The organism is Rhizobium sp. BK312 (assembly GCF_014193605.1).
In the GTDB taxonomy this organism is placed as follows: Bacteria; Pseudomonadota; Alphaproteobacteria; order Rhizobiales; family Rhizobiaceae; genus Rhizobium.
On the sequence record NZ_JACHZP010000005.1, the window covers coordinates 491551 to 513188 of the forward strand.

Genomic DNA, 21638 nt, shown 5'->3' on the forward strand with positions numbered 1-21638 from the left:
TGCGGCGAATCGCAAACGCGAAAGATATAGGAACGTTCTATGGATGTTCCGAATCGCTAAAGCCTGTCAAGATTAACAGGGCCTGCACGCGGATGTGACCTCTGGCGCAAGAATCTTATCGGGATTTGCATTCGTCTGGCTCGAAAAGGATCTTCTTCGTGCTTATGTATCATTTCGGCGCAGCATTTTGAGTTTTTGGGGCTTCGTAGTGCGTAGAATGAAGGTTTCGAAACATGAACGAAACGATTGCCACCGGGCTGCGTCTGCCTAGCGGCCTCGTGGCCTTGCCGGACGGCCGCCTCGCGGTCGTAGAAATGGATGCCAGTCGCCGCTGTCTCAAACTTTTCGACGCAAGCGGCGTACCGCAGGGACTTTGCCGCGTCGGCGGCTGGCCGATGGGAGTTGCGGCGGATGGTGACGGATGTTTCTGGGTAGCTAATGGCCCGGAGAATTCCCTTGTCAGATTGTCGGCGCAAGGCCGCGTCCTGCAGGTCATTGAAGGCAGCGCCGATGGTCCGTTTCTGCATCCGAATGCACTCGCTTTCGGACCTGACGGCCTGCTTTATATGATCGATTCCGGTATCCGCCTTGCCAATCTTCTCGAAGGTGGCCACATCCATCCCGATTTCTTCAAGGCGGCTTATAATGGCTGCGTCTATCAGATCGATCCGGCGGAGGGCCGGGTCATCCGGGTCCTGGCGGTCGGCTTGCTCTTTGCTAGCGGTATTGCCTTCGATGCCGACGGATTGCTCTACTATAGCGAAACGCTGACCGGAAAAATCTATCGGCAGGTCGTGGGCGGCAGGCAGGAAATGTTTGTCCAGTCGATGACATCCCCTGCCGTCAATGCGCTGCGCGGACCGGCGGGCCTCGCTTTTGATCGCAGCGGCATGCTGTATTGCGCCATGTACGGCCTGGGTGAAATTTCCATGGTGGACACCGAGGGAAAAATGGCCGGCCATATCCGCACCGACGGCACAAGGCCGGCCAATATCGCCTTCACCGTGGACGGCAAGCATCTGCTCGTCAGCGAGCAGGAAAACGGAGTTGTGGAAAAGATTACGGCGCCGCGTCCGGGCCTGCCCTTGCATATGCCGCCGATTTCGTAACGGGGCGATGGACATGCCCGGAAGCCGGGCATGTCCTCTTTTCATGTGTTACGCAGCAGGAATCTGCTTGTTGTCCTTACCGGACTTGCCGTCTGCCGACGCCGTGTCATTGGCGACCGGCTTGGCATGACGGCGACGCCAGTCGCCGAGGAACAGCAGGATCGGCGCGGCGATGAAGACCGATGAGGCGCCGGCGACGAGGATGCCGAACACCATGGGGATCGCGAAGCTGGAGACGGCGCTGCCGCCCCAGATCGCCATCGGCACCAGCGCCAGGAAGGCGGTGGCGTTGGTATAAAGGCTTCGCGCCAGGGTCTCGTTGATCGACTTGTCGATGATGTCGCGCAGCGGCATCGACTTGTAGAGCCGCATGTTTTCACGCATGCGGTCATAGACCACGACCTTGTCGTTCACCGAATATCCCACAAGCGTCAGGATCGCGGCGATGGCCGTCAGGTTGAAATCGAGGCCGGTGATCGCGAAGAAGCCGATCGCCTTGGTCACATCGAGCACCAGCGTGACGATGGCGCCGACAGCGAACGGCCATTCGAACCGCACCCAGATATAGACGAGCATCGCCAGGCTGGCGATTACGACTGACAGGATGCCGGCCCAGGCAAGCTCGCCCGAGACCTTCGGACCGATGACATCGGTGCCTTCGATGGTCGCGCTCGGGTCGATCTTGACGATTTCGGCCTTGAGCTTGGTCACAGCTGCCGTCTGCGCCTCTTCGCCGCCGTCCTGGCGCTGAGCGCGGACAAGGAGGCTATTGTTGTCGCCGAAGGACTGCAGTGCGATTTCGCCGAGGCCGAGCGTGTTCAAGCCCTCGCGGAACGTAGACAGATCGGCTGCGTCCTTGGTCTTGACCGACATCTGGATGCCGCCGCGGAAATCAACGCCGTAGTTGAGGCCCGGATGGATGAACAGAACCACCGAGGCGATCGACAGGATCGCCGAGACGGTGACGCCGAAGAAGCGGGCCTTCATGAACTGGATGTGCTTGTCATAGGGGCTGAAGGGGATCAGCGGTCTGATGTTGATCACCTTCAGCTTGCGGCGGCGGGTGATGGCGATCATCACGACGCGCACGAAGGCGACGGAGGTGAACATCGAGATAATGAGGCCGAGACCCATGGTCACGGCAAAGCCGCGAACCGGGCCGGAGCCGAAGTAGAACAGGATCGCGGCCGCGATCAGGGCTGTCATGTTGCCGTCGATGATCGTCGAATAGGCCTTCTTGAAGCCATTATCGATGGCGGCGAAGGCGCCACGGCCCTTGCGGGTTTCTTCGCGGATGCGCTCGTTGATGAGAACGTTGGCATCAACCGCAAGGCCGATGCCAAGGACGATACCGGCGATGCCGGGCAGCGTCAGCGTGGCGCCGACAAGCGTCAGGGCTGAGAAGGTCAGGACCGTGTGGATGAGCAGCGCGACATTGGCGAGAATGCCCCAGGCGCCATAGAGCACGAAGATGAAGGCGGCAACCAGGACGAAGCCGACGAGGCCGCTATAGATGCCCTTCTGGATCGCGTCGCTACCGAGATCGGCGCCGACGGTGCGTTCTTCGATGACGGTGAGCTTGGCGGGCAGAGCGCCGGCGCGCAGCAGGGCTGCAAGCGTGGTGGCGCTGTCTGCGGTGAAGTTGCCGGAGATCTGGCCTGAACCCCCGGTGATCGGCTCGCGGATATTCGGTGCGCTCAGCACCTTGTTGTCGAGAACGATTGCGAAGGGCTTGCCGACATTTTCGCGGGTGATTTCGGCAAAGCGGTTGGCGCCGGCGCTGTCGAAGCGGAAGGTGACGAGCGGCTCGTGCGTGTTCGGATCGAAGCTGACGCGGGCGTCCGTCAGACGGTCGCCGGACAGTTCGATGCGGTCGAGAACCGGATAGCTGGTGCCCCGCTCGTCCTTCATGATGGTGACGCCGGGAGGCGGATTGTTTGGATCGGCATTGTCGGCGAGCAAGTGGAAGGACATCTTCGCGGTCGAGCCGAGAAGCTCGCGCAGATGCGAGGGATCCTGCGCACCCGGAAGCTGGACGAGAACGCGGTTCGGTCCGACGCGCTGAATGGTCGGCTCGGCAACGCCCACCTGGTCGACGCGCTTGCGGATGACTTCAAGGCTCTGCTGGACGGCGGAATCGACGTTGGCCGAAATACCTGCCTGCGAGAAGGACATCGCGATCGTCGCGCCATTCGGCGTGATGTTGAGATCGGACTGACCGGCTGAGAGGCCGGATGTGATCGTATTGGCAAGCGTGCGCAGTTGCGTCACTGCATCGCTGCTCTGCGAGGGATCAGTGAGCGTCACGACGATCTGATCGCCGTTGCGGATGATCGAGCGGGTCTGGATGTTCTTGTCGCGCAGCACGCGCCGGGCGTCCTGCTGCAGCGATTGCAGCCGGCCGTTCGTTAGATCCTTCTCGTCGACTTCAAGAACGAGATAAGAACCGCCGCGAAGGTCGAGGCCGAGCGAAACCTGGCTATGAGGCAGCCAGGATGGGATCTTGCTGAGAACCGACTGCGGCAGCACGTTCGGCATTGCAATCAGAAAGCCGATGACGATGACCACTGTATAGAGTGCCACGAGCCATGGTGAGGTACGCATGGGTATTATCCTTGAAAATAGGCTTATGCCGACGGCCTGGCCGCAGGCGGACTTGAGGTCTTATCGGAAATGCGGCGCGTAGGCGCCAAACGCTTAGGTGAGCGTGCCTGGAGGCGCGCGCGCGAGATAGGCGCGAAACGCCAGGGATTCGAGCCGCGCGGCATCTTTCGGGCAGCTCGGCAGCCAGGAGGTCGCCGGATATCCGAGGGTGGGCAGGGCAGCAAGCGTTGCAGGTCCGAGGTCTTGCCATGCGGCCTTCGGCGTCACCAGCCGGTCGGCGACGACAATGCCGCGCACCGGATCGCGCAGGGAAAGGTAGAGGGGCTGACTGTCCTTGCCCGAGGAGAGGGCTTCGGCATCGGCGCGCGTGGCAAGATTGATGCCGCCGCCGAGCGCCAGTCCGATATAGGCGAAAAATGCGACGAACAGCGAGGCGATCACGCGCGCTCCGGCGCGATGCGTCCTCTCGTCTCTATCTTCGCTGTCGGCGGCGCCGAATTCGAGCGGGCTCAACGGTCCAAAATGCCTTCATTCCTTTGCCGGAGCGAACTCCGGCGGTTCGGTCATGATAACAGGACGCCTAGCGTCTTCCTAGTAGCGGCCTGTCATGATGCAGTTGCACGAGCCGGTCAACAGTCCCGGCTCGATTTCTTAATTTTCCGCCGCACCCGTTACTGACGGTTTGGGCGCCAGACAGGATGCCGGCACGCGATAGGCGTAGAGCGTCTTGCCCTTCATTTCGCCATAGGGCGGCGACCAGCTCTTCAGGGGCTCGGCCTGGCCTTCCGGGCACTCGATCGGATCGTTGTCGACGAACAATACCGGACCGGTCACACTGGCCGGCAGGGAAAAATCCTGCTCATAATAGTTGTGGGGGAAGCCGCCGAAAGGGCGGGCATAGATACGGAACGGCTTGCCCTTCAGCGTATAGTAGAGATCGGCAAGGATATCGCGATCCTGCGCGACGATTTCGGTCATCTTCGCCTGCGTGGCGATATCGGCGATTTCTTGACTGATGACGCTGCGGCCGACATAGCGCTTCATGACGAGATTGCCGTTCGGCAGCTTGATGTCATAGGCGAAGACCGTCAGTACCGGGATCACGACGGCGACGACGGCGCCTATGATCAACGAGGTGCTCAGCCCCTTTTTCGTCAGCCGATAGAGCAGCCAGACGGCAAGAATGGTACCGGCGGCATAGGCCGAGACGGCCCAGTTGGCATAAGCCTTGGCGAGAAGTGCCTGCAGCGTGATTAGCGCTACGACAGGCACCGATAGCCAGAACAGCAGCTTTTCGCGGTCGTCGCTCTGTCCCCGGATCAGGCGCCACGTTGCCCACAAGAGCGCAAAGAAGACGACCGGGCCAACTACGCCGAACTGCGCGCCGAAGAAGCTGAGCCCGTTGAGTATGTGCTTCGCCAGAGTGTTGCCGCCGCCGCTCTTGCTCCATTGGGCGATGTTTTCCGTGTGCTTTATGGTCGCAGCGTCATGGGTAAGGTTCCACCAGAGATTAGGGGAAACGACGATGGCGCCGACGATGGCGGCAATCACCATATCCCGCCAGGCGATCCGCGCCGAACGCATCGTCAGCATGGCAATGCCGACGCCCGGCAGAAGGAAGAGCACCGAATATTTCGTCAGGAAAGCGCAACCGAGGCTGGCGCCGAGGATGACGGCTTCCGGTACCGAGGAGCGCCTGGTCAGACCGATAAAGGCCCAGATGGCGATCGTCACGAACAGGATCTGGATCGTATCGGTCGATACCAGCACGGCGGAAAGCGAGGCAGCCGGCAGGGTGATGAAGATGACTCCGACCCATGGCGCAATCTCGCGTCCGGTCTCGTCGTCGATCAGCCGCCGCGTGGTGCACATCAGCATCAGGGCGGTGGCAAGATGGAAGAGCGGCGCCGATATGCGGATCCAGAAGGTCGAATCCGAGCCGGAGATCGTATTGAAGAAGCGGATGACCCAGGCAATCATCGGCGGCTTGGAATAATAGCCGAAATCCAGATTCTGACCCCAGAACCAATATTGCGCCTCATCGACGAAGAGATCCGTCTTGTTGAGAAGCAACATGAGCACGCGCCAGAGCGTCACTCCGAAGATGATCGCGAGGGCGAGCCCCAGCGAAAGTTTCTGGGCGTTTGTTCGGGAATGGGTCGTGTCGAGCATTAAAAGATGGGTCTCGGTGCCTGATCGTGGGGCTTAATACGGAACTATTGAGGCCAAAGCTAGCTCCCTGCCGTCCGTAAGAACAGCAGCGCTCGCCGTCTTGGCCACGAGGTGCCATATGTCCGATCTTGGATCCGAGACGTCCGTTACAGCTTTGTCTAGAGAATGCGGCTAGTGGCTTTGCCGCGCGCCTCTTCGAGACGATATAGAAGCATGAAGGCCGTAAGCGTCAGGCTGGCCATCAGCGAGGCTGTCAAACCAAGAACAATCATTGCTCTCTCCGTAACGACATCGAAACTGTCTATCCCTTGGGTAGTAAGGGATGAAGCTTGCTCGTGACTTACGATCGATGTTCTTTTCCGGCAACAAAGTAGTCGCTAATTTAGTAGGGATAACTACGAGCCGCGTCTCGTCCGTCATTAACCTTCGGGCAAGGAATTAACCATAAATATTGAACTTGAACGTCGGAATGGGAAAATTGTGACTCGTTCTCACCAGGCATGAAGCCGCCCCGTCGTACCGGGTCAGATCCGGTATCCATGTCATCAAACAGGTCCGCAACAGACTTTGATGAACGAGCGAGCTTCGGTGCCTCGATCAGTCGATCGACGGCTACGGCTGCCTTTTCTCGCCTCCTCATTGCGCCTGGCGCGGATCATCAGCGGTTTCGCCGGCGCTTCAATGCGCGGCAGTTCGGCAGGGGCGACTTTGGCGCAGGATACGCCTTCAGATCAGGCAGGCAGGGCGCAGGCTGGCAGCCTTCGCGATCGCTTGCGCTTTGCTGGTCTCGATGCCGGACAATGCGAAACGCTGCGCCGTCACCGGCCGATGCTCGAGGCGCATCTGAAAGCCGGCCTGCGCGATCTTTTCCTCCGTTTCCAGACCTATCCCGACGCTGCGCGCAATTTTTCGAGCGAAAGCCAGCTCGTACGGCTCCAGGATCTGCACTCCTCGCACTGGGATGTGCTGACGGATGCGCGCTTCGACAGCCTCTATGCCGAGCGCGTCAAGGTTCTGTCCGATAGCGAAAGCAAGATGGGGCTCGATCCGCGCTGGCATGTCGCGGGCCATGGCGTGGTGTTGGAGCATCTTCTCGCCGGCCTTCTCGAAGATATGGGCGGCCGCGCCATTCTGCCGGGAGCCAAGCGCCGCGCCCGCGAGCTCAGCGAACTCGTGACATCGGTCGTGCGCTTGGTGATGGTCGATGCCGAGATTGCCGTATCGTTGCGGTTCAACGAATTGCGGGTCGGTCACCAGCGGGCGCTGGCCGAACAGCGGGCTGCCGACCGCGCCGAGGCAGCGGCCTTGATTGCCGATCTCGCCAACGGCCTTACCGCTCGCGATCTGACGACCCGTATGCCGATGGATTGTCCCGAGGCCTATACCGAAGTGGCGGAAGCCTTGAACGCGGCGCTTACTGATATTCAGCAGCAGTTTTCGGCGCTGTCCGGTGGCGTGCGGGCGGCCGAAGCGACGAGCGACGCCATTTCCCGCGCCTCGAAATCCCTGGCGGAAAAATCGTCCGAACAGTCGCAAGGACTTGCGGCCTCTGCAAAGCAGCTAGCGGAACTGGCCGAACAGGTGCGCGGCAATGCAGCCAATACCCGCGCGGCCGAGCGCGTCACCGCATCGACCCGAGTGGCGGCCGAAGACAGCGGCAAGATCGTCGGGCAGGCGATATCGGCCATGGCCGATATCGAAACGTCAGCTGAAAAGATCGGCCAGATCATCGGCGTCATCGATGAGATCGCTTTCCAGACCAATCTTCTTGCGCTGAATGCCGGCATCGAGGCCGCCCGCGCCGGTGATAGCGGCCGCGGCTTTGCCGTCGTTGCGCAGGAAGTCCGAGCGCTTGCCCAGCGTTCCGCCGATGCCGCACGCGAGATCAAGGTTCTGGTGACGGGCACCAAGGCGCAGGTGGATGCCGGCGTGCAGATGGTCGGCCGCACCCAGGAAGCGATCGGCAGCATTGTCCGCCAGGTGACGGATATCAATGAAGCCATTTCCGGAATTGTCGCGGCGAGCGACGAACAAGTCGCCGGCCTCAAGGCACTGACATCAGATATCGGCGGCCATAGCGAGCGCGCGGCCGCTGCCGGCAGCGAGGCCAGCCGCTCCGAGGAAGGCGCCGATCACCTTCATTCCGTCGTCGTCGAACTCGGCCGGACCATCCGCGAATTCCGCATCGAGCGCGAGCGGCGGCATGCGGCCCCTGCCGTCCCGGTCAGGGCCGCGCAGCAACCGCAGCTCCCAGCCCGCGAGGAGCTCGGCATCACGCAGAACGAAGAGGATATGGCTGATTTCGGCTTCCCGCTTCGCAGGGCCGCAGCAGGAGGCGATCGCAATGCCTATTGATCTTTCAGTTTCATGCACATGCGGGCCGACGGGCCTGATTTCAGACAACGAGGAATGACGCGATGCCGAGCAGGAAAGGCGAAAAGACAATCAGTCTGGCCGCAGTGCTGGATCTCAACGAGGCCTCGAGCCTTCGCGGTACGCTGATGGGGTTGCGCGGCAGCAATGTCGCGATCGATGCGTCCGGTGTCGAAAGGATCGGGACTTTGTGCGTGCAGGTCATCATGGCTGCCGCCAAGACCTGGGATGAGGACAAACTCTCCTTCACCTTCTCCAAGGTGTCGGATGCATTTCAAAAAACGATGCAGGTGATCGGGGTGGATATCTCCCATCTGCTTGCCAAGGAGATCCGGCAATGAAGAAAAAAGTGCTGACGGTGGATGATTCTCGAACCATCCGAAACATGCTTCTCGTGACCCTCAACAATGCAGGCTTCGAGACCATTCAGGCCGAAGACGGTGTCGAGGGCCTGGAAATTCTGGAAGAAGCCAATCCTGACGTCATCGTCACCGATATCAATATGCCGCGTCTTGACGGCTTCGGCTTTATCGAGGGCGTTCGCCGCAACGACAGATACCGCGCCGTTCCGATCCTCGTGCTGACGACGGAAAGCGACGCGGAAAAGAAGAACCGTGCCCGCCAGGCCGGTGCGACCGGCTGGATCGTCAAGCCGTTCGATCCCGCCAAGCTCATCGATGCCATCGAGCGCGTAACCGCCTAGACAGGATCCATCCCTCATGGACATGAACGAAATCAAAGAGATTTTCTTCCAGGAGTGCGAAGAGCAGCTCGCCGAACTGGAATCCGGTCTCCTGAAAATGAATGATGGCGACCGTGACCCGGAAACCGTCAATGCCGTATTCCGCGCCGTTCATTCCATCAAGGGTGGGGCGGGTGCCTTCGGTCTGGATGATCTGGTCGCCTTCGCTCATGTCTTCGAGACGACGCTCGATTGCGTTCGATCCAACAAGCTGGAGCCGACCCAGGATGTCCTGAAGGTCATGCTCAAGGCCGCCGACGTTCTGGCGGATCTCACCAATGCCGCCCGTGATGGCGGCAGCGTCGATCCGGCGCGCAGCCGCGGCCTTGTCAAGGAACTGGAAGCGCTGGCAAATGGCGATGTTCCCGCGCCGTCGGCAGCGGTGGTTGCCGAAGTTGCTCCGAAGTCCGTCGCGGCCGCGCCGACCGACGAAAGTGGTTTCCAGCCGATCCCCTTCAGCTTCGACGATGATTTCGGCAGCGACGAGCTGGCCGTTGATGCCAGGCCGGAATATGAAGTCAGCTTCAAGCCGCGGTCCGATCTCTACGCCAAGGGCAACGACGCGACGCTGCTGCTGCGCGACCTCTCGCGGCTCGGCGAGATGAACATCTTCTGCGATATGGATGCATTGCCGGGCCTTCCCGACATCGATCCAGAAGGCGCCTATTTCAAATGGGCAATCTCGATCAAGACGGACAAGGGCGAAGATGCCATTCGTACCGTCTTTGAATTTGCCGAATGGGATTGCGATCTCGATGTCCAGCCGGCCGCAAGCGGCGGGTCTTCGACCAGCGAAGAGTTGCCGATGGTACCGGTGCCCTTCGATCTTTCGATCCTTGACAATGACGGCGCCGCCGCGGCTGCAGAGGCCGGAAAGGAAACACCGGCGCCCAGAAACGATGTCGCCGCCGCCGTTGCAGCTGCGGAAACCGCAAGCAATGTTACGCAGCTCGCCTCGGCCGCTGCACGCGTCGAGAAGAAAGAAGCCGCCCTTGCCGCAGCTGCCGCTTCCAATGCCGCCGCCGCGCAGAACAATGCCGCCGCAGCCGCCGGCCAGACCATCCGTGTCGATCTCGATCGTGTCGATCGCCTGATCAACCTCGTCGGCGAGCTTGTCATCAACCAGGCGATGCTCTCTCAGAGTGTCATCGAGAATGACAATAACGGCGCGTCCTCGATCAATATGGGTCTCGAGGAGCTGCAGCAGCTCACCCGCGAGATCCAGGACAGTGTCATGGCAATCCGCGCACAGCCGGTAAAGCCCGTCTTCCAGCGCATGTCGCGCATCGTCCGCGAAATCGCCGATATGACCGGCAAGTCGATCCGTCTGATCACCGAGGGCGAAAACACCGAGGTCGACAAGACGGTCATCGACAAGCTTGCCGAACCGCTGACGCACATGATCCGCAATGCCGTCGATCATGGCATCGAAACGCCGGAAAAGCGCTCTACGCTGGGCAAGAACCCGGAAGGTACCGTCCGGTTGACGGCAAAGCATCGTTCTGGCCGCATCCTGATCGAGCTTGCCGACGACGGCGCCGGTATCAACCGCGAGAGGGTGCGCCAGAAGGCCATCGACAACGACCTGATCGCGGCAGACGCCAATCTGTCGGATGAGGAAATCGACAACTTGATCTTCCTGCCGGGCTTCTCGACCGCTGACAAGATTTCGGACATTTCCGGCCGCGGCGTCGGCATGGACGTGGTCAAGCGCTCCATCCAGGCGCTCGGCGGCCGCATCAACATCACCTCCAGGCCGGGGCAGGGCTCGGTCTTCACCATGAGCCTGCCGCTGACGCTGGCCGTTCTCGACGGTATGGTGGTCACGGTTGCCGGCCAGACCCTGGTCGTGCCGCTGACGGCGATCGTCGAGACGCTGCAGCCCGAGGCTTCCGCGATCCACTCCTTCGGCGCCAACCACCGCCTGATCTCGATCCGCAACAGCTTCTGCCCGCTGGTTGACGTCGGCCGCATCCTGAACTTCCGCGCCACACAGGCCAATCCGGTCGACGGCGTCGCGCTGTTGGTGGAATCGGAAGGCGGTGGTCAGCGCGCTCTCATGGTCGATGCCATCCAGGGCCAGCGCCAGGTCGTCATCAAGAGCCTCGAAGCCAACTACACGCATGTCCCGGGCATTGCTGCAGCGACCATCCTCGGCGATGGCCGCGTGGCGCTGATCCTGGATGTCGATGCGGTGGTCGGCGCTTCGCGCGGCCAGGCGCTGAAGCCCGAAATGTCTTACGCGGCGGCGGGGTGACTTGATGTCTTATGCCGTCAAGAACCTGAACCAGGGCAATCGCGAGCTGATCGCCTTTCGCATCGGCGACCAGGAATTCTGCGTTAACATCATGTCGGTTCGGGAAATCCGCGGCTGGACGCCCGCAACGGCCATGCCGCATGCGCCGGGCTATGTGCTCGGGATCGTCAACCTGCGCGGCGCGGTGCTGCCGATCATCGATCTCTCCGCCCGGCTCGGGATGAAGCGGGCGGAACCGACAGTTCGGCATGTAATCATCGTGGCCCAGGTCAAGCGCAAGGCGGTCGGTCTTCTGGTCGATGCGGTTTCGGATATCCTGACCATTACCGACGACAGCATACAGCCGACGCCGGAGGTTTCCTCCGATCACGAGCGGCAGTTTGCCCGCGGCATCGTGGCGATCGATCGCCGCATGATCTGCCTGATCGAGCTGGAAGCCCTGTTCCCTGAAAGCGAAAGCGAGGCTGCATGAGCATGATGGGAGCAATGGATTTCAAGGCGTCTCCGGACGAGGTGCTTGCGAGCGGCGAATACCCGCTGACGCGCCGCGACCTCTCGGAAATCGCCGCAATGATCTATGCGGATGCCGGCATTTCTCTCAACGAGAGCAAGGCGTCGCTCGTCTATTCCAGGCTGTCGAAGCATATCCGCGCGCTGGGCCTCGCCGGCTTCCGCGACTACTGCCAGCTGGTGTCGTCGCCGGCGGGAAGTGCGGCGCGCCGCGAGATGCTGTCGCATCTGACGACGAACTTCACCCGCTTCTTCCGCGAAAACCATCATTTCGATCATTTGCGCGACGAGGTTCTGCCTGGTCTCCTGGCGCGCGCCAAGGCCGGCGGCCGGGTGCGCATCTGGTCTGCCGCCTGCTCCGACGGGCAGGAACCTTACTCGATCGCGCTGACGGTGCTTGCCTTGATGCCGAATGTCGCCGATTTCGATTTCAGGATCCTGGCGACGGATATCGATCCCAAGATCCTCGGGCTTGCCCGCGCCGGCGCCTACGATGAATCTTCGCTCGAAACGGTTTCTCCTGCCATGCGTAAGCAGTGGTTCCAGGAAGTCAATGTCCAGGGTCGCCGCAAATTCCAGATCGACGATCGCGTCAAGCGGCTCATCACCTTCAACGAACTGAACCTGCTCGGGCAGTGGCCCTTCAAGGGCCTGTTCGACGTCATCTTCTGCCGCAACGTCGTCATCTATTTCGACGAGCCGACCCAGACGAAAATCTGGACGCGCTTTGCCGGCCAGCTGCAGGATGCCGGCCATCTCTATATCGGCCACTCCGAGCGCGTAGCCGGGGAGGCCAAACACGTCTTCGACAATATCGGTATCACCACCTATCGCTATCTCGGCAAGACCGCAGCGAGGAAGCCATGAATTCTCCCGCTCGTGTTCTTGTCGTCGATGACTCCCCGACCATGCGGGGTCTCATCACCGCCGTCCTGCGTACCGATCCGGAGGTCGACGTCATCGGCCAGGCCGGCGACGCCTTGGAAGCGCGCGCCGCCATCAAGGCGCTCAATCCGGATGTCGTCACCCTCGATATCGAGATGCCGAACATGAACGGCCTCGAATTCCTGGAAAAGATCATGACGCTTAGGCCCATGCCGGTCATCATGGTCTCCACCATGACCCATCGCGGTGCCGACGCAACGCTTGCCGCCCTCGAAATCGGCGCATTCGACTGCGTCGGAAAGCCCTCGCCGGGCGAGCCACATCCTTTCGGCGATCTGGCGGATAAGGTGAAGGCCGCTGCCCGCTCGCAGCGTCAGTATGTGAAGCCCACCGCTCAGCGTGTGCCGCCGCCGGCCGTCGCGGACTTCCGCGTGGGGCGTAAGATCGTCGCCATCGGTTCTTCCACGGGCGGCGTCGAGGCCCTGATCAATGTACTGCAGAAATTCCCAGCTAACTGCCCGCCGACCGTCATCACGCAGCATATGCCGCCGACCTTTACGCGCAGCTTCGCCGAGCGGCTGAACCGCCTCTGTGCGCCGGTCGTCCAGGAGGCGACCGACGGTGCGCGGCTGGAAATCGGCAAGATCTATCTGGCGCCTGGCGGTGAGAGGCACCTTAGGGTCGCCAATGCGTCCGCGCCTCATTGTCGTCTGGTAGACGGCGGGCCGGTGAACGGCCATCGTCCTTCCGTCGACGTGCTCTTTGACTCGGTTGCCGAACTGGCCGGCCGCAATGCCGTCGGCGTGATCCTGACCGGGATGGGGCGCGACGGCGCCGCCGGTCTTCTTAAGATGCGCCACGCTGGGGCGCGCACCATCGGCCAGAATGAGAAGACCTGCGTGGTCTACGGCATGCCGAGGGTCGCCCACGAGCTTGGTGCAGTCGAACAGCAGTTTCCGCTGAACGCCATTGGCGAGGAAATTTTGAAAATCACAGCCGCCCGAAAGGAAGGGAGCGAATAATGTCTCTAGCGGAGAAAATCAAAGTTCTGATCGTTGACGATCAGGTCACCAGCCGTCTTCTGCTCAGCGATGCGCTGACGCAGCTCGGCTTCAAGCAGATCACGGCTGCCGGCGATGGCGAGCAGGGAATGAAGATCATGGAACAGCAGCCCCATCATCTGGTCATCTCCGACTTCAACATGCCGAAGATGGATGGGCTTGGCCTCCTGCAGGCCGTCCGCACGAATCCGACGACGAAGAAAGCGGCCTTCATCATCCTGACGGCGCAGGGCGACCGCGCGCTGGTGCAGAAGGCGGCGCAGCTCGGGGCCAACAACGTACTCGCCAAGCCCTTCACCATCGAAAAGATGAAAGCTGCCATTGAGGCCGTCTTCGGAGCTCTGAAATGATCGTCGAGGGTGCTGCCCGTCGCGTGCATATCATTCAGGGCGAGTACACGGTCATCAGTGATCCCGAAGTGGTGCTGACGACCATCCTCGGCTCCTGCGTGGCGGCCTGCCTGCGCGATCCCATCGCCGGCGTCGGCGGCATGAACCATTTCCTTCTCCCTGGAATGGCGAACTCGCCGGTGAGCGGTGGCGATGCGACGCGTTACGGTGTGCACCTGATGGAACTTCTGATCAACGGTCTGCTGAAGAAGGGCGCAAGGCGCGACCGGCTGGAGGCGAAAGTCTTCGGTGGCGCCAAGACGATCGCGACCTTCTCCAATGTCGGCGAGCAGAACGCGATCTTTGCCATGCAGTTTCTGAAAGACGAGGGTATCCCGGTCGTCAGTTCCAGCACGGGCGGCGAGCACGGGCGCAAGATCGAATATTGGCCGATTTCCGGAAGAGCCAGGCAATATCCGCTGACCGGCGCCGAGACACAGAAGACCGTAGCGCTGGAGCAGCGTCCGGTCGTGGCTCCCAAGCCAGTCGACAACACGATCGAATTTTTCTGATCAGCGAGGCAAGTGCATGACCCCCTTTCAGCACGTTGAGATGGCTGCCATCGAGGAGACGCTTCCGGCTATCCTTCTGCGCATCGTTTCCGAATTGCATGACATCGCCTATCTGATCGAACGCGTCGAACCTCAGCTGCTTGACATCAGCGATGCCAATATACTGGCCTCGCCGGAGGCCATGAAGGTCGTCCAGGGCATCGATCTTGCGGTGCAGAAGACGCGCGGCATCGCCGAATTCATCGATACCATTGCCGGAGCGATGCCCGAGGCCTGGACGGTGGATTTGGCAACAGCGCTGAGCCTCGTCAAGCTCACAGAAATGCAAAGGGCGCTTGGCGGCAGCAGTTTTCACGCACATTCCCCGTCCATGGCCCAGCCCCTGGTCCAACCCATGGCAAAGGCTGCGGGCGATTTCGACTTCTTCTAGCTGCCGCCGACGATAGATACTGTTTTTCTTATATAATCTTCCGATTATTTCCGGCTTTTTCCTGGGCTCTTCTGGCCGGACGAAACGCTCGCACAAGTTTCGATTTCTATTTTCGCAGCAGGTTACAAAGCCATCAGGTCTTTGACGAATCGTGCGAGAACAGAATGAATCTGTTAAATCAATTAGTTCCCCTGTTTCGGAATCTGCAGAATCTCGGGAGAACGCGGCTGATGATCATGGGAGGCGTAGGCGCCGCCTCCGTGCTGCTGATCCTTTTGGCGGCCCTCTACGTCAATAAGCCCGCTCAGGAGACGCTGTATGTCGGCCTGGATGCGACGGATCTCAATCAGATCAGCATCGCGCTTGCTGAAGCCAAGATCAATTTCCAGGTCGGCACGGACGGTTCCAGCCTGACCGTTCCGGCAGGCATGACCGGCAAGGCCCGCGCGCTTCTCGCCGAGCGCGGCCTGCCGACGAGCGGCAAGGCCGGCTATGAGCTCTTCGACAATGTCGGTTCGCTCGGTCTGACTTCGTTCATGCAGGAAGTTACCCGCGTGCGTGCTCTCGAGGGTGAAATCAGCCGCACCATCACTTCTATCGCCGGTATCAGCGCTGCCCGCGTCCACATCGTCATGCAGGATGTCGGCAATTTCCGGAAGGCGGATCAGAAGCCGACGGCATCGGTCATGATCCGCGCGAGTGCGGAGGCTGCCCGCAAATCGGCTTCGGCTATCCGCCATCTTGTCGCCTCTGCCGTTCCCGGCCTGGAGGTCGACGACGTCACTATCCTCGATTCCACCGGCCAGCTCCTCGCATCGGGAGATGATCCTGGCAACGGAGCGCTCAGCCGCAATCTTGGCATCGTGCAGAACGTCCAGAGCGAAGTCGAATCCAACATCGATAAGGCCTTGGCGCCCTTCCTCGGCATGGACAATTTCCGTTCCAGTGTGACGGCGCAGTTGAACACTGACAGTCAGCAGGTGCAGGAAACCACCTTCGATCCCGACTCGAAGGTCGAGCGCTCCGTCCGCACAGTTAAGGAAGCGCAGAAGTCGCAGCAAAGCCAGCCGGACACCGCAGCCACCGTGGAGCAGAATATCCCGCAGGCGGCTCCGAAATCCGGTGGCAACTCGCCGACGTCGAACGACCAGTCCGACAAGCGCGAGGAGCAGACCAACTACGAAATCAACAGCAAGACGACGGCCACGACTCGCAACAGCTACAAGATCGAAAAGCTCTCCGTTGCCGTAGTGGTCAACAAGGGCCGCATCGCGCAAATGGTCGGCGAAGGTGCCGACCAGGCGAAGGTCGATGCCTATATCGCCGAGATGCAGAAGATCGTCGCAACGGCAGCGGGCGTCGATCCGGCCCGCGGCGACATCGTCACCGTCAATGCCATGAATTTCCTCGACAGTCAGCTGCTTGAAGATACGTCCTCCAGCTTCAGCATCACCGACATGCTGAGCCGCAACATGGCTGGCATCATCAACTCGCTTGCCTTTGTCGCTGTCGCTGTCCTGATCATCTGGATGGGCTTCCGTCCGCTGATCCGCTCGCTTGGTGGTGCAAATGGCGGAGTAGCGCTGCCGGAAGCGGCTGGCCTCGAGTTGCCGGACTTCGCACCGGCAGTGGGTGGCCCTGGCGCGGCTCTCATGGACGGCTTCGGCTCGGACTTCGGTTTCGACAGCACCGACGATCTGCTGACCATGGGCGACGATGCCGGCACCTTCAACCGCCGCGTCAAGGAAGGGCCGGAGCGCCGCCTGTCCCGCATGGTGGAAATCAGCGAAGAGCGCGCAGCAAAGATCCTCAGAAAATGGGCCGTCGACCAGGCAGCCTGATGAAAAGACCGGGAAATCTCCCGGTCTTTTTTTGTCTAGGCAGGTGGCATGGGAGCCTGTAGCGCCGTCGATTTGAACCTGTGATTAATTAGTCGCTATAAGCCGAATTGACGTGTTCGTAAGATGGAATTCAAAGGACATACAGTTGTTGGGTATGGAGAATCGACTTACAAATACTGTGCTTGTTGCGTAATACATGAATAAACGGAACGATTCGGCCCGCTTTTCGGCGTTTCGCATGTCTAAGTTCGTAGAGTTCAAAGCGGAAAGATTTAGTCCATGGTTCGCGGTTTGTGTTTGCGGCGATGTATGCCGACACGATTGCGGATGTCGAATTCAGAGGCGAGCTATGCTCACCTTCCCGAACCCGCCGGGATGTATCTGTGCCGCGGTCGAGAAAGACCAGGCTTCGATGTTTCATCGAGATACATCGCCGGTTCTCTGAGGTGAAGGGATTGGGTTCTGACGAAACAATGCTCTCGTTGACGGCCGATCGTCCAACAGCGGCAGGAAATGCAAGTATGGACATGCAGATATCGCAGGTAAGCAAAGGCGATAGGGATGCGCGATCGAGCGTGCCCGCCAGAGCCATCTCGCGCGAGCAACTCGTTCTGCAGCTGAGTGCCGTTTCCGGCCCTGCCTATCTGCAAGCCGGCCTTCATGGCTTGGCGAGCTACGCCGGTGCTTCTCATTATCTTCTGGTCCGATCCGATCTCATCCAGGAAAGCGGCCTCGACTTCGTGATTGCCTCCGATTGGCCCTTCGATCTCGTCCGGCGTCTGGCGACGGAACTGACGAGCGGTTATGGCCGTATCGGCGAGCTGGAAAAATGCATGGCGCTGTTTCAGCCGAACCAGGCGGTTCTGCCAGACGATGTCTTGCTGCCTGACGGTATAGGCCGTCAGTATCATGCCTTGACGTTCAATGTTGGCCGAACACGCTTCTCGTTGCTGCTGCTGGCGAACGAAGCGGCGGTACTGTCGCCCGAGCGGCTGAGGGACGTCGGCCTCCTGGCCGGCTATCTCGCCAGCTCGACGCGTTGCTTCGCGGGTAAGCTGGAGCGCGATTTCGAGCTGACCGAGCGCGAACTGGAATGCCTGTTCTGGATCGCCGAAGGCAAGACAAGCGACGAGATCGCCATGATTCTCGGGATCTCGCGCAATACCATCAATAACTACATCACCAGTGTGATGCGCAAGACCGCGACCAAGACCCGCTCGGAAGCGATCGCCTTCGCCGTGCGCAACAATCTCGTTTAAGGGCCGACCGGATGCGCTATCAGCCAGACAGGACAATGGGTATGCCGACCGAATCACGGCTTACCCGTTCCGGGCGGATTTCCGGCCGGTCCGATCTGTTCCCGAAGCTCGTGTCGATGCAGAAGCTGATTGATGCACAGCATTTTGCCGTTTATCGGCTGCACGGCTCAGGCCTCCCGCATAAGCAGCGCCTGGTATGCGAGCTCGATAATTGGGGCTCGGCCAACTCGGTCGTCGGCAAATCCTTCATTGAGGCCTATGGCGAAGCGCTGATCGAGCATGTCGACAAATCGCTGCTGCCGCTGATGTGGAATGGGCGCGATAGCGACAGCACGGCCGAGACGCCGGATTTTGCCGCCTTCACGCAGCGCCTGAAGCCGCATCTCCTGCCCTTTGCCGGCGTTGCCTTTCCCGTGCGGCTCGGTGCCGTCGGCAATGGCTACACCGTCTTCACGGCCAAGTTCATGGACCTTTCGAGCGATATGATCGTCGAGCTGCACGGTCGCAGCTGCCAGCTCATGATGGAGCTCCTGTCACTGGATGAACGCCGGTCGCAGGCTGCCGAAGCGCTGAGCGAGCGCGAAATTGCCTGTCTGCAGCTTGCCGGCGATGGACGCATCAGCGAGGAGATTGCCGAGAAACTGGGATTGTCGGTACATACGGTCAATGCCTATCTCGGATCGGCGACGATCAAGCTCGATAGCGTCAATCGCATCCAGGCAATCGCAAAGGCGATCCGCTTCGGCTACATAAGCTGACGCTGCACCGAAACGGATCATCCTCGCAAGTCTTGCAACGCTGGATTTTTCAGACTGCGTGTGCCGCTTCGCCGCGGACGAGATAACGTGCGTCTCTCAGGCTGCGTGCAAGCAGCGCCGTATTTTCGTCCGGGTCGGACGAGGCCTTGTCGAAGGCGATGTGGCTGATTTCAATGCCCGCATGATGTTCCGTCAGTGCGAGCTTGGCATAGATGGTGATGCCCCGCGGCTTGATCTCCAGATCGAGCGTCACTTCCGCCGGCCCGCCCCACTCAAGCTTGTAGTCGCCGCCGAGCCCGAAGCTGACCGTCCCGGGAAGAAAATAAAGCTCAGCCGCCGAGGCCACGAGATCACCGAGATTGCCATATCGTTCGAAGCGCAGCAGCGAGATCAGATCGGCGGCATCGAGAAGGCGCAGTTCGCTTGCGACCGGGCTAATGGCTTCGGCTAATATTTGTTCGCGTTGGGCAGAGTAGGGGCATTTTTTCATTTGGTTTATCGTACCCGTTTTTTCGTCTGCGCCGCATAGACCCGATGGATGAGCTCTGCGACAGCTTTGTAAAATGCTGATGGTATGACGCTATCAACCGAGACTTGCGCAAACATGGAGCGTGCGAGCGGCGGATCTTCGAAAACGGGAATATTGTTAGCCTCAGCTATCTCCCTGATTTTCAAGGCAATAAGATCCTGGCCCTTGGCAACGACGACGGGCGCGTCGTTTTCCTCGCGCACATAGCGCAGTGCGACGGCAAAGTGGGTCGGGTTGGCGATGACGAGCGTGGCGCGCGGCACCTGTTTCATCATACGGCGGCGAGCTCGATCGCGCGCGATCGAGCGCTGGCGCGACTTGACGATCGGGTCACCCTGTGACTGCTTGTGTTCGTCCTTGATCTCCTGCTTAGTCATCTTCAATTGGTCGAACCAGTGGTGGCGGCTCCACAGCAGGTCGGCGATGCCAACGACGATGGTCGCCAGCAGCACGATGATCAGGATGCGCTGAACGATCGTCGATAGCCGCACGAAGATGGTCTGCGGGTCGGACACCATCGAATCGATCGCGTGGAAATACTGGCTGCGCAGCACAAAAAACATGACGATGCTGACAAGCACGATTTTTGCGAGGGATTTGCCGAATTCCACCAGGCCGGTGGCGCTGAAGATGCGCGTGAACCCTTTCGCCGGCGATATGCGCGAAAACTGCGGCCTGATTCGCTCGAGAACGGGGGTCGGCAGGTTCTGGAAGATCGACGCGCCGATCCCGAAGACGAAGAAGAGCACCACGGCCGGAAGCACCATGTTGCCGACTTCCCAGCCTATGCGCGTAAACAGCGATATGGCGTCCGGGCCTGCTTCCAGCTGCCATTGATCCGGCTTTTCGAAGAGGTCGCGTAGAACCTCGCCCATGCGGCCCATGCGCTCTGGCAGAAAGAAGGTGACGTAGATGACCGTCGCGAGCATGGAAGCAAAGAGCGTCGCTTCCCTGGAGTGAGGGACATTGCCCTTCTCGATCGTATCGCGGAGTTTTTTCTCCGTCGGTTTTTCTGTTTTACTGTCCTTGTCTTCGTCAGCCAAAGCAGCCGCCCTTTGCGAAACGGAAAGAGGCCGCGCATGATACGCGGCCCTCAGATCATCAGTTTACGATGTTTTGGCTGAGTCGCGCCGCGCTTATGCGGCTTCTTCCACAGGCGTATTTTCCTTGGCCTTGAGCTCGATCTGGCCGGAGTTGGCCAGACGAATGGCTTCTTGGGCGATGGCACGCCGGGCAATTGCGATTTCGCGCGGATTGATGCCGGCATTGCCCATCTGCAGGTCGGATTCGATCATGCGGCGCTGACGCGGGCTGATCGAGGACAGCACGATCTCCCGGATCTCGTTGCCGGATCCCCGCAGCGCCATCGTCAGGATGTCGGCGGCGATGTCGTTGAGCAGCAGGACGCGGCTCGGCTGCGGCATGCGCGTGAGATCGTCGAAGAGGAAGATCTTCGGGCGAACCTTCTCGACCGATTCCTTGTTGATCGATTCCAGCGAGCTCAGCAGGGTATCGACGACCGGCTTGTCGAGTTCGTTCATCAGGTCGGCGACCTTCGTGGAACCGGAGGCGTTGCGCTCTGTGTCGATCTCCGCCATCAGCCCGACCACGCGGTTTTCGATGATCTGGGCAGCCTTCGGGCTGACATCCTTGATGTTGACCGTGCGGTTCATGATGTCGGCGCGCTGTGCCTCGGGAAGCTGCAGCAGGATCTTGGCACCGAAGGCCGAAGGCATCATGGAGAGCACATAGGCAATCGTCTGAGGATGCTCGCGCAGGAAGAACTTGGCAACGAAGACCGGATCAGCCTCGCCCAGGCGATCCCAGATGGAGGTCTCGTAAGCCTGGAAGGCGGTACGGCGGCCGAGCAGACTGTCGACCTCGTCGGGCGTCAGGCCCTCTTCGAGGATGCTCTCGATGGCCTTGGCGTTGTCCATGAGGCCGGCGCCCTCGGTGAAGAGGTCCTCGAATTCCGCCACGAGCTGCGCCAGCTCGTCCGGTGGAATAACTCGCAGTGATTGCGCCGAGGCGATGATCATCTGCAGCTCGTTCTGCGTGAAATATTTCAGCAGCCGTCCAGCCACTTGCTTGCCCATGGCGAGAAGGACGGCGGCTGCCTTTTCAGTCTGAGATAACGGTTTCTCGGCGATCGCGCCGCTGAAATCGTCAAAGTCCATCATGGTCTTCGTCTCCGTCCCGCAAGGGGG

20 protein-coding genes are annotated in these 21638 nt (G+C 60.3%); 14 read left to right on the forward strand and 6 right to left on the reverse strand.

The genetic code is table 11. From position 1 onward, the window contains the following. The first annotated feature begins 233 nt into the window (after nt 1–233). On the forward strand, nt 234–1109 hold the full coding sequence (locus FHT85_RS17290; protein WP_112336551.1) for an SMP-30/gluconolactonase/LRE family protein: 876 nt from the start codon (nt 234–236) through the stop codon (nt 1107–1109). A gap of 48 nt (nt 1110–1157) precedes the next feature. On the opposite strand, the gene secD is transcribed toward FHT85_RS17290, so the two are convergent. The 3 genes from secD to FHT85_RS17305 form a co-directional block, all read right to left on the reverse strand. Beyond that, nucleotides 1158–3713: a protein translocase subunit SecD gene (gene secD, locus FHT85_RS17295; RefSeq protein ID WP_112336550.1), complete on the reverse strand. Its 2556-nt coding sequence runs from the start codon at nt 3711–3713 to the stop codon at nt 1158–1160. A gap of 93 nt (nt 3714–3806) precedes the next feature. After that, nucleotides 3807–4226 (reverse strand): hypothetical protein, encoded by a 420-nt coding sequence (locus tag FHT85_RS17300; protein ID WP_112409878.1) that lies wholly within the window; start codon nt 4224–4226, stop codon nt 3807–3809. A 138-nt stretch (nt 4227–4364) separates the two neighbouring features. Further along, nucleotides 4365–5885 (reverse strand): glycosyltransferase family 39 protein, encoded by a 1521-nt coding sequence (locus tag FHT85_RS17305; protein WP_112336548.1) that lies wholly within the window; start codon nt 5883–5885, stop codon nt 4365–4367. A gap of 708 nt (nt 5886–6593) precedes the next feature. On the opposite strand from FHT85_RS17305, the gene FHT85_RS17310 reads away from it, so the two are divergent. The 13 genes from FHT85_RS17310 to visR all read left to right on the forward strand — a co-directional run bounded on the left by FHT85_RS17310 (nt 6594) and on the right by visR (nt 18902). Beyond that, nucleotides 6594–8240, forward strand: a complete 1647-nt coding sequence (locus tag FHT85_RS17310) for a globin-coupled sensor protein (protein ID WP_112336834.1) — start codon at nt 6594–6596, stop codon at nt 8238–8240. A 62-nt stretch (nt 8241–8302) separates the two neighbouring features. Beyond that, entirely contained in the window at nt 8303–8599 is a 297-nt protein-coding gene (locus FHT85_RS17315) for an STAS domain-containing protein (protein ID WP_015338779.1), read from the forward strand. After that, entirely contained in the window at nt 8596–8961 is a 366-nt protein-coding gene (cheY1, locus tag FHT85_RS17320) for a chemotaxis response regulator CheY1 (RefSeq protein ID WP_004128526.1), read from the forward strand. The genes FHT85_RS17315 and cheY1 overlap by 4 nt, the downstream gene beginning before the upstream one ends. Before the next feature lie 16 nt (nt 8962–8977). Next, a complete protein-coding gene (locus FHT85_RS17325) occupies nt 8978–11257 on the forward strand; it encodes a chemotaxis protein CheA (protein ID WP_112336547.1) in 2280 nt (759 codons plus the stop codon). 4 nt (nt 11258–11261) lie between these two features. Continuing rightward, nucleotides 11262–11729 carry a chemotaxis protein CheW gene (locus tag FHT85_RS17330; RefSeq protein ID WP_112336546.1) on the forward strand — a complete coding sequence of 156 codons (468 nt, stop codon included), beginning with the start codon at nt 11262–11264 and terminating at the stop codon, nt 11727–11729. After that, nucleotides 11726–12634, forward strand: a complete 909-nt coding sequence (locus FHT85_RS17335) for a protein-glutamate O-methyltransferase (RefSeq protein WP_112336545.1) — start codon at nt 11726–11728, stop codon at nt 12632–12634. Before FHT85_RS17330 ends, FHT85_RS17335 begins: the two co-directional genes overlap by 4 nt. Then, complete coding sequence (gene cheB, locus FHT85_RS17340) at nt 12631–13674, forward strand: protein-glutamate O-methylesterase CheB (protein WP_112336544.1); 1044 nt, start codon at nt 12631–12633, stop codon at nt 13672–13674. The genes FHT85_RS17335 and cheB overlap by 4 nt, the downstream gene beginning before the upstream one ends. After that, on the forward strand, nt 13674–14063 hold the full coding sequence (locus FHT85_RS17345) for a response regulator (protein ID WP_004128537.1): 390 nt from the start codon (nt 13674–13676) through the stop codon (nt 14061–14063). Before cheB ends, FHT85_RS17345 begins: the two co-directional genes overlap by 1 nt. After that, complete coding sequence (gene cheD / locus FHT85_RS17350) at nt 14060–14614, forward strand: chemoreceptor glutamine deamidase CheD (RefSeq protein ID WP_112336543.1); 555 nt, start codon at nt 14060–14062, stop codon at nt 14612–14614. The genes FHT85_RS17345 and cheD overlap by 4 nt, the downstream gene beginning before the upstream one ends. Nucleotides 14615–14630: 16 nt before the next feature. Then, complete coding sequence (locus FHT85_RS17355) at nt 14631–15044, forward strand: hypothetical protein (RefSeq protein WP_112336542.1); 414 nt, start codon at nt 14631–14633, stop codon at nt 15042–15044. 164 nt (nt 15045–15208) lie between these two features. After that, the gene (gene fliF, locus FHT85_RS17360; RefSeq protein ID WP_112409879.1) at nt 15209–16885 is read left to right on the forward strand and encodes a flagellar basal-body MS-ring/collar protein FliF; all 1677 of its coding nucleotides are present in this window, start codon (nt 15209–15211) and stop codon (nt 16883–16885) included. 521 nt (nt 16886–17406) lie between these two features. Further along, nucleotides 17407–18144 (forward strand): transcriptional regulator VisN, encoded by a 738-nt coding sequence (gene visN, locus FHT85_RS17365; protein ID WP_112409880.1) that lies wholly within the window; start codon nt 17407–17409, stop codon nt 18142–18144. An 11-nt stretch (nt 18145–18155) separates the two neighbouring features. Further along, nucleotides 18156–18902 carry a transcriptional regulator VisR gene (visR, locus tag FHT85_RS17370; RefSeq protein ID WP_112409881.1) on the forward strand — a complete coding sequence of 249 codons (747 nt, stop codon included), beginning with the start codon at nt 18156–18158 and terminating at the stop codon, nt 18900–18902. Between the two features lie 49 nt (nt 18903–18951). Here visR and FHT85_RS17375 read toward each other — a convergent pair whose 3' ends face one another. The 3 genes from FHT85_RS17375 to fliG all read right to left on the reverse strand — a co-directional run bounded on the left by FHT85_RS17375 (nt 18952) and on the right by fliG (nt 21611). Beyond that, nucleotides 18952–19392, reverse strand: coding sequence for a hypothetical protein (locus FHT85_RS17375; protein ID WP_112409882.1), 441 nt, complete (start codon nt 19390–19392; stop codon nt 18952–18954). Nucleotides 19393–19397: 5 nt separating this feature from the next. Beyond that, on the reverse strand, nt 19398–20474 hold the full coding sequence (gene flhB / locus FHT85_RS17380) for a flagellar biosynthesis protein FlhB (protein ID WP_112409883.1): 1077 nt from the start codon (nt 20472–20474) through the stop codon (nt 19398–19400). 93 nt (nt 20475–20567) lie between these two features. After that, nucleotides 20568–21611 carry a flagellar motor switch protein FliG gene (gene fliG, locus FHT85_RS17385; protein WP_112336537.1) on the reverse strand — a complete coding sequence of 348 codons (1044 nt, stop codon included), beginning with the start codon at nt 21609–21611 and terminating at the stop codon, nt 20568–20570. Between the last annotated feature and the right edge of the window lie 27 nt (nt 21612–21638).

Bases quoted from the DNA above. Each gene is read 5' to 3' on its own strand.
- FHT85_RS17290 (WP_112336551.1), top strand. From the start codon at position 234: ATGAACGAAACGATTGCCACCGGGCTGCGTCTGCCTAGCGGCCTCGTG.
- secD (WP_112336550.1), bottom strand. From the start codon at position 3,713: ATGCGTACCTCACCATGGCTCGTGGCACTCTATACAGTGGTCATCGTC.
- FHT85_RS17305 (WP_112336548.1), bottom strand. From the start codon at position 5,885: ATGCTCGACACGACCCATTCCCGAACAAACGCCCAGAAACTTTCGCTG.
- FHT85_RS17315 (WP_015338779.1), top strand. From the start codon at position 8,303: ATGCCGAGCAGGAAAGGCGAAAAGACAATCAGTCTGGCCGCAGTGCTG.
- cheY1 (WP_004128526.1), top strand. From the start codon at position 8,596: ATGAAGAAAAAAGTGCTGACGGTGGATGATTCTCGAACCATCCGAAAC.
- FHT85_RS17325 (WP_112336547.1), top strand. From the start codon at position 8,978: ATGGACATGAACGAAATCAAAGAGATTTTCTTCCAGGAGTGCGAAGAG.
- FHT85_RS17330 (WP_112336546.1), top strand. From the start codon at position 11,262: ATGTCTTATGCCGTCAAGAACCTGAACCAGGGCAATCGCGAGCTGATC.
- FHT85_RS17335 (WP_112336545.1), top strand. From the start codon at position 11,726: ATGAGCATGATGGGAGCAATGGATTTCAAGGCGTCTCCGGACGAGGTG.
- cheB (WP_112336544.1), top strand. From the start codon at position 12,631: ATGAATTCTCCCGCTCGTGTTCTTGTCGTCGATGACTCCCCGACCATG.
- FHT85_RS17345 (WP_004128537.1), top strand. From the start codon at position 13,674: ATGTCTCTAGCGGAGAAAATCAAAGTTCTGATCGTTGACGATCAGGTC.
- cheD (WP_112336543.1), top strand. From the start codon at position 14,060: ATGATCGTCGAGGGTGCTGCCCGTCGCGTGCATATCATTCAGGGCGAG.
- FHT85_RS17355 (WP_112336542.1), top strand. From the start codon at position 14,631: ATGACCCCCTTTCAGCACGTTGAGATGGCTGCCATCGAGGAGACGCTT.
- fliF (WP_112409879.1), top strand. From the start codon at position 15,209: ATGAATCTGTTAAATCAATTAGTTCCCCTGTTTCGGAATCTGCAGAAT.
- visN (WP_112409880.1), top strand. From the start codon at position 17,407: ATGGACATGCAGATATCGCAGGTAAGCAAAGGCGATAGGGATGCGCGA.
- visR (WP_112409881.1), top strand. From the start codon at position 18,156: ATGCGCTATCAGCCAGACAGGACAATGGGTATGCCGACCGAATCACGG.
- FHT85_RS17375 (WP_112409882.1), bottom strand. From the start codon at position 19,392: ATGAAAAAATGCCCCTACTCTGCCCAACGCGAACAAATATTAGCCGAA.
- fliG (WP_112336537.1), bottom strand. From the start codon at position 21,611: ATGATGGACTTTGACGATTTCAGCGGCGCGATCGCCGAGAAACCGTTA.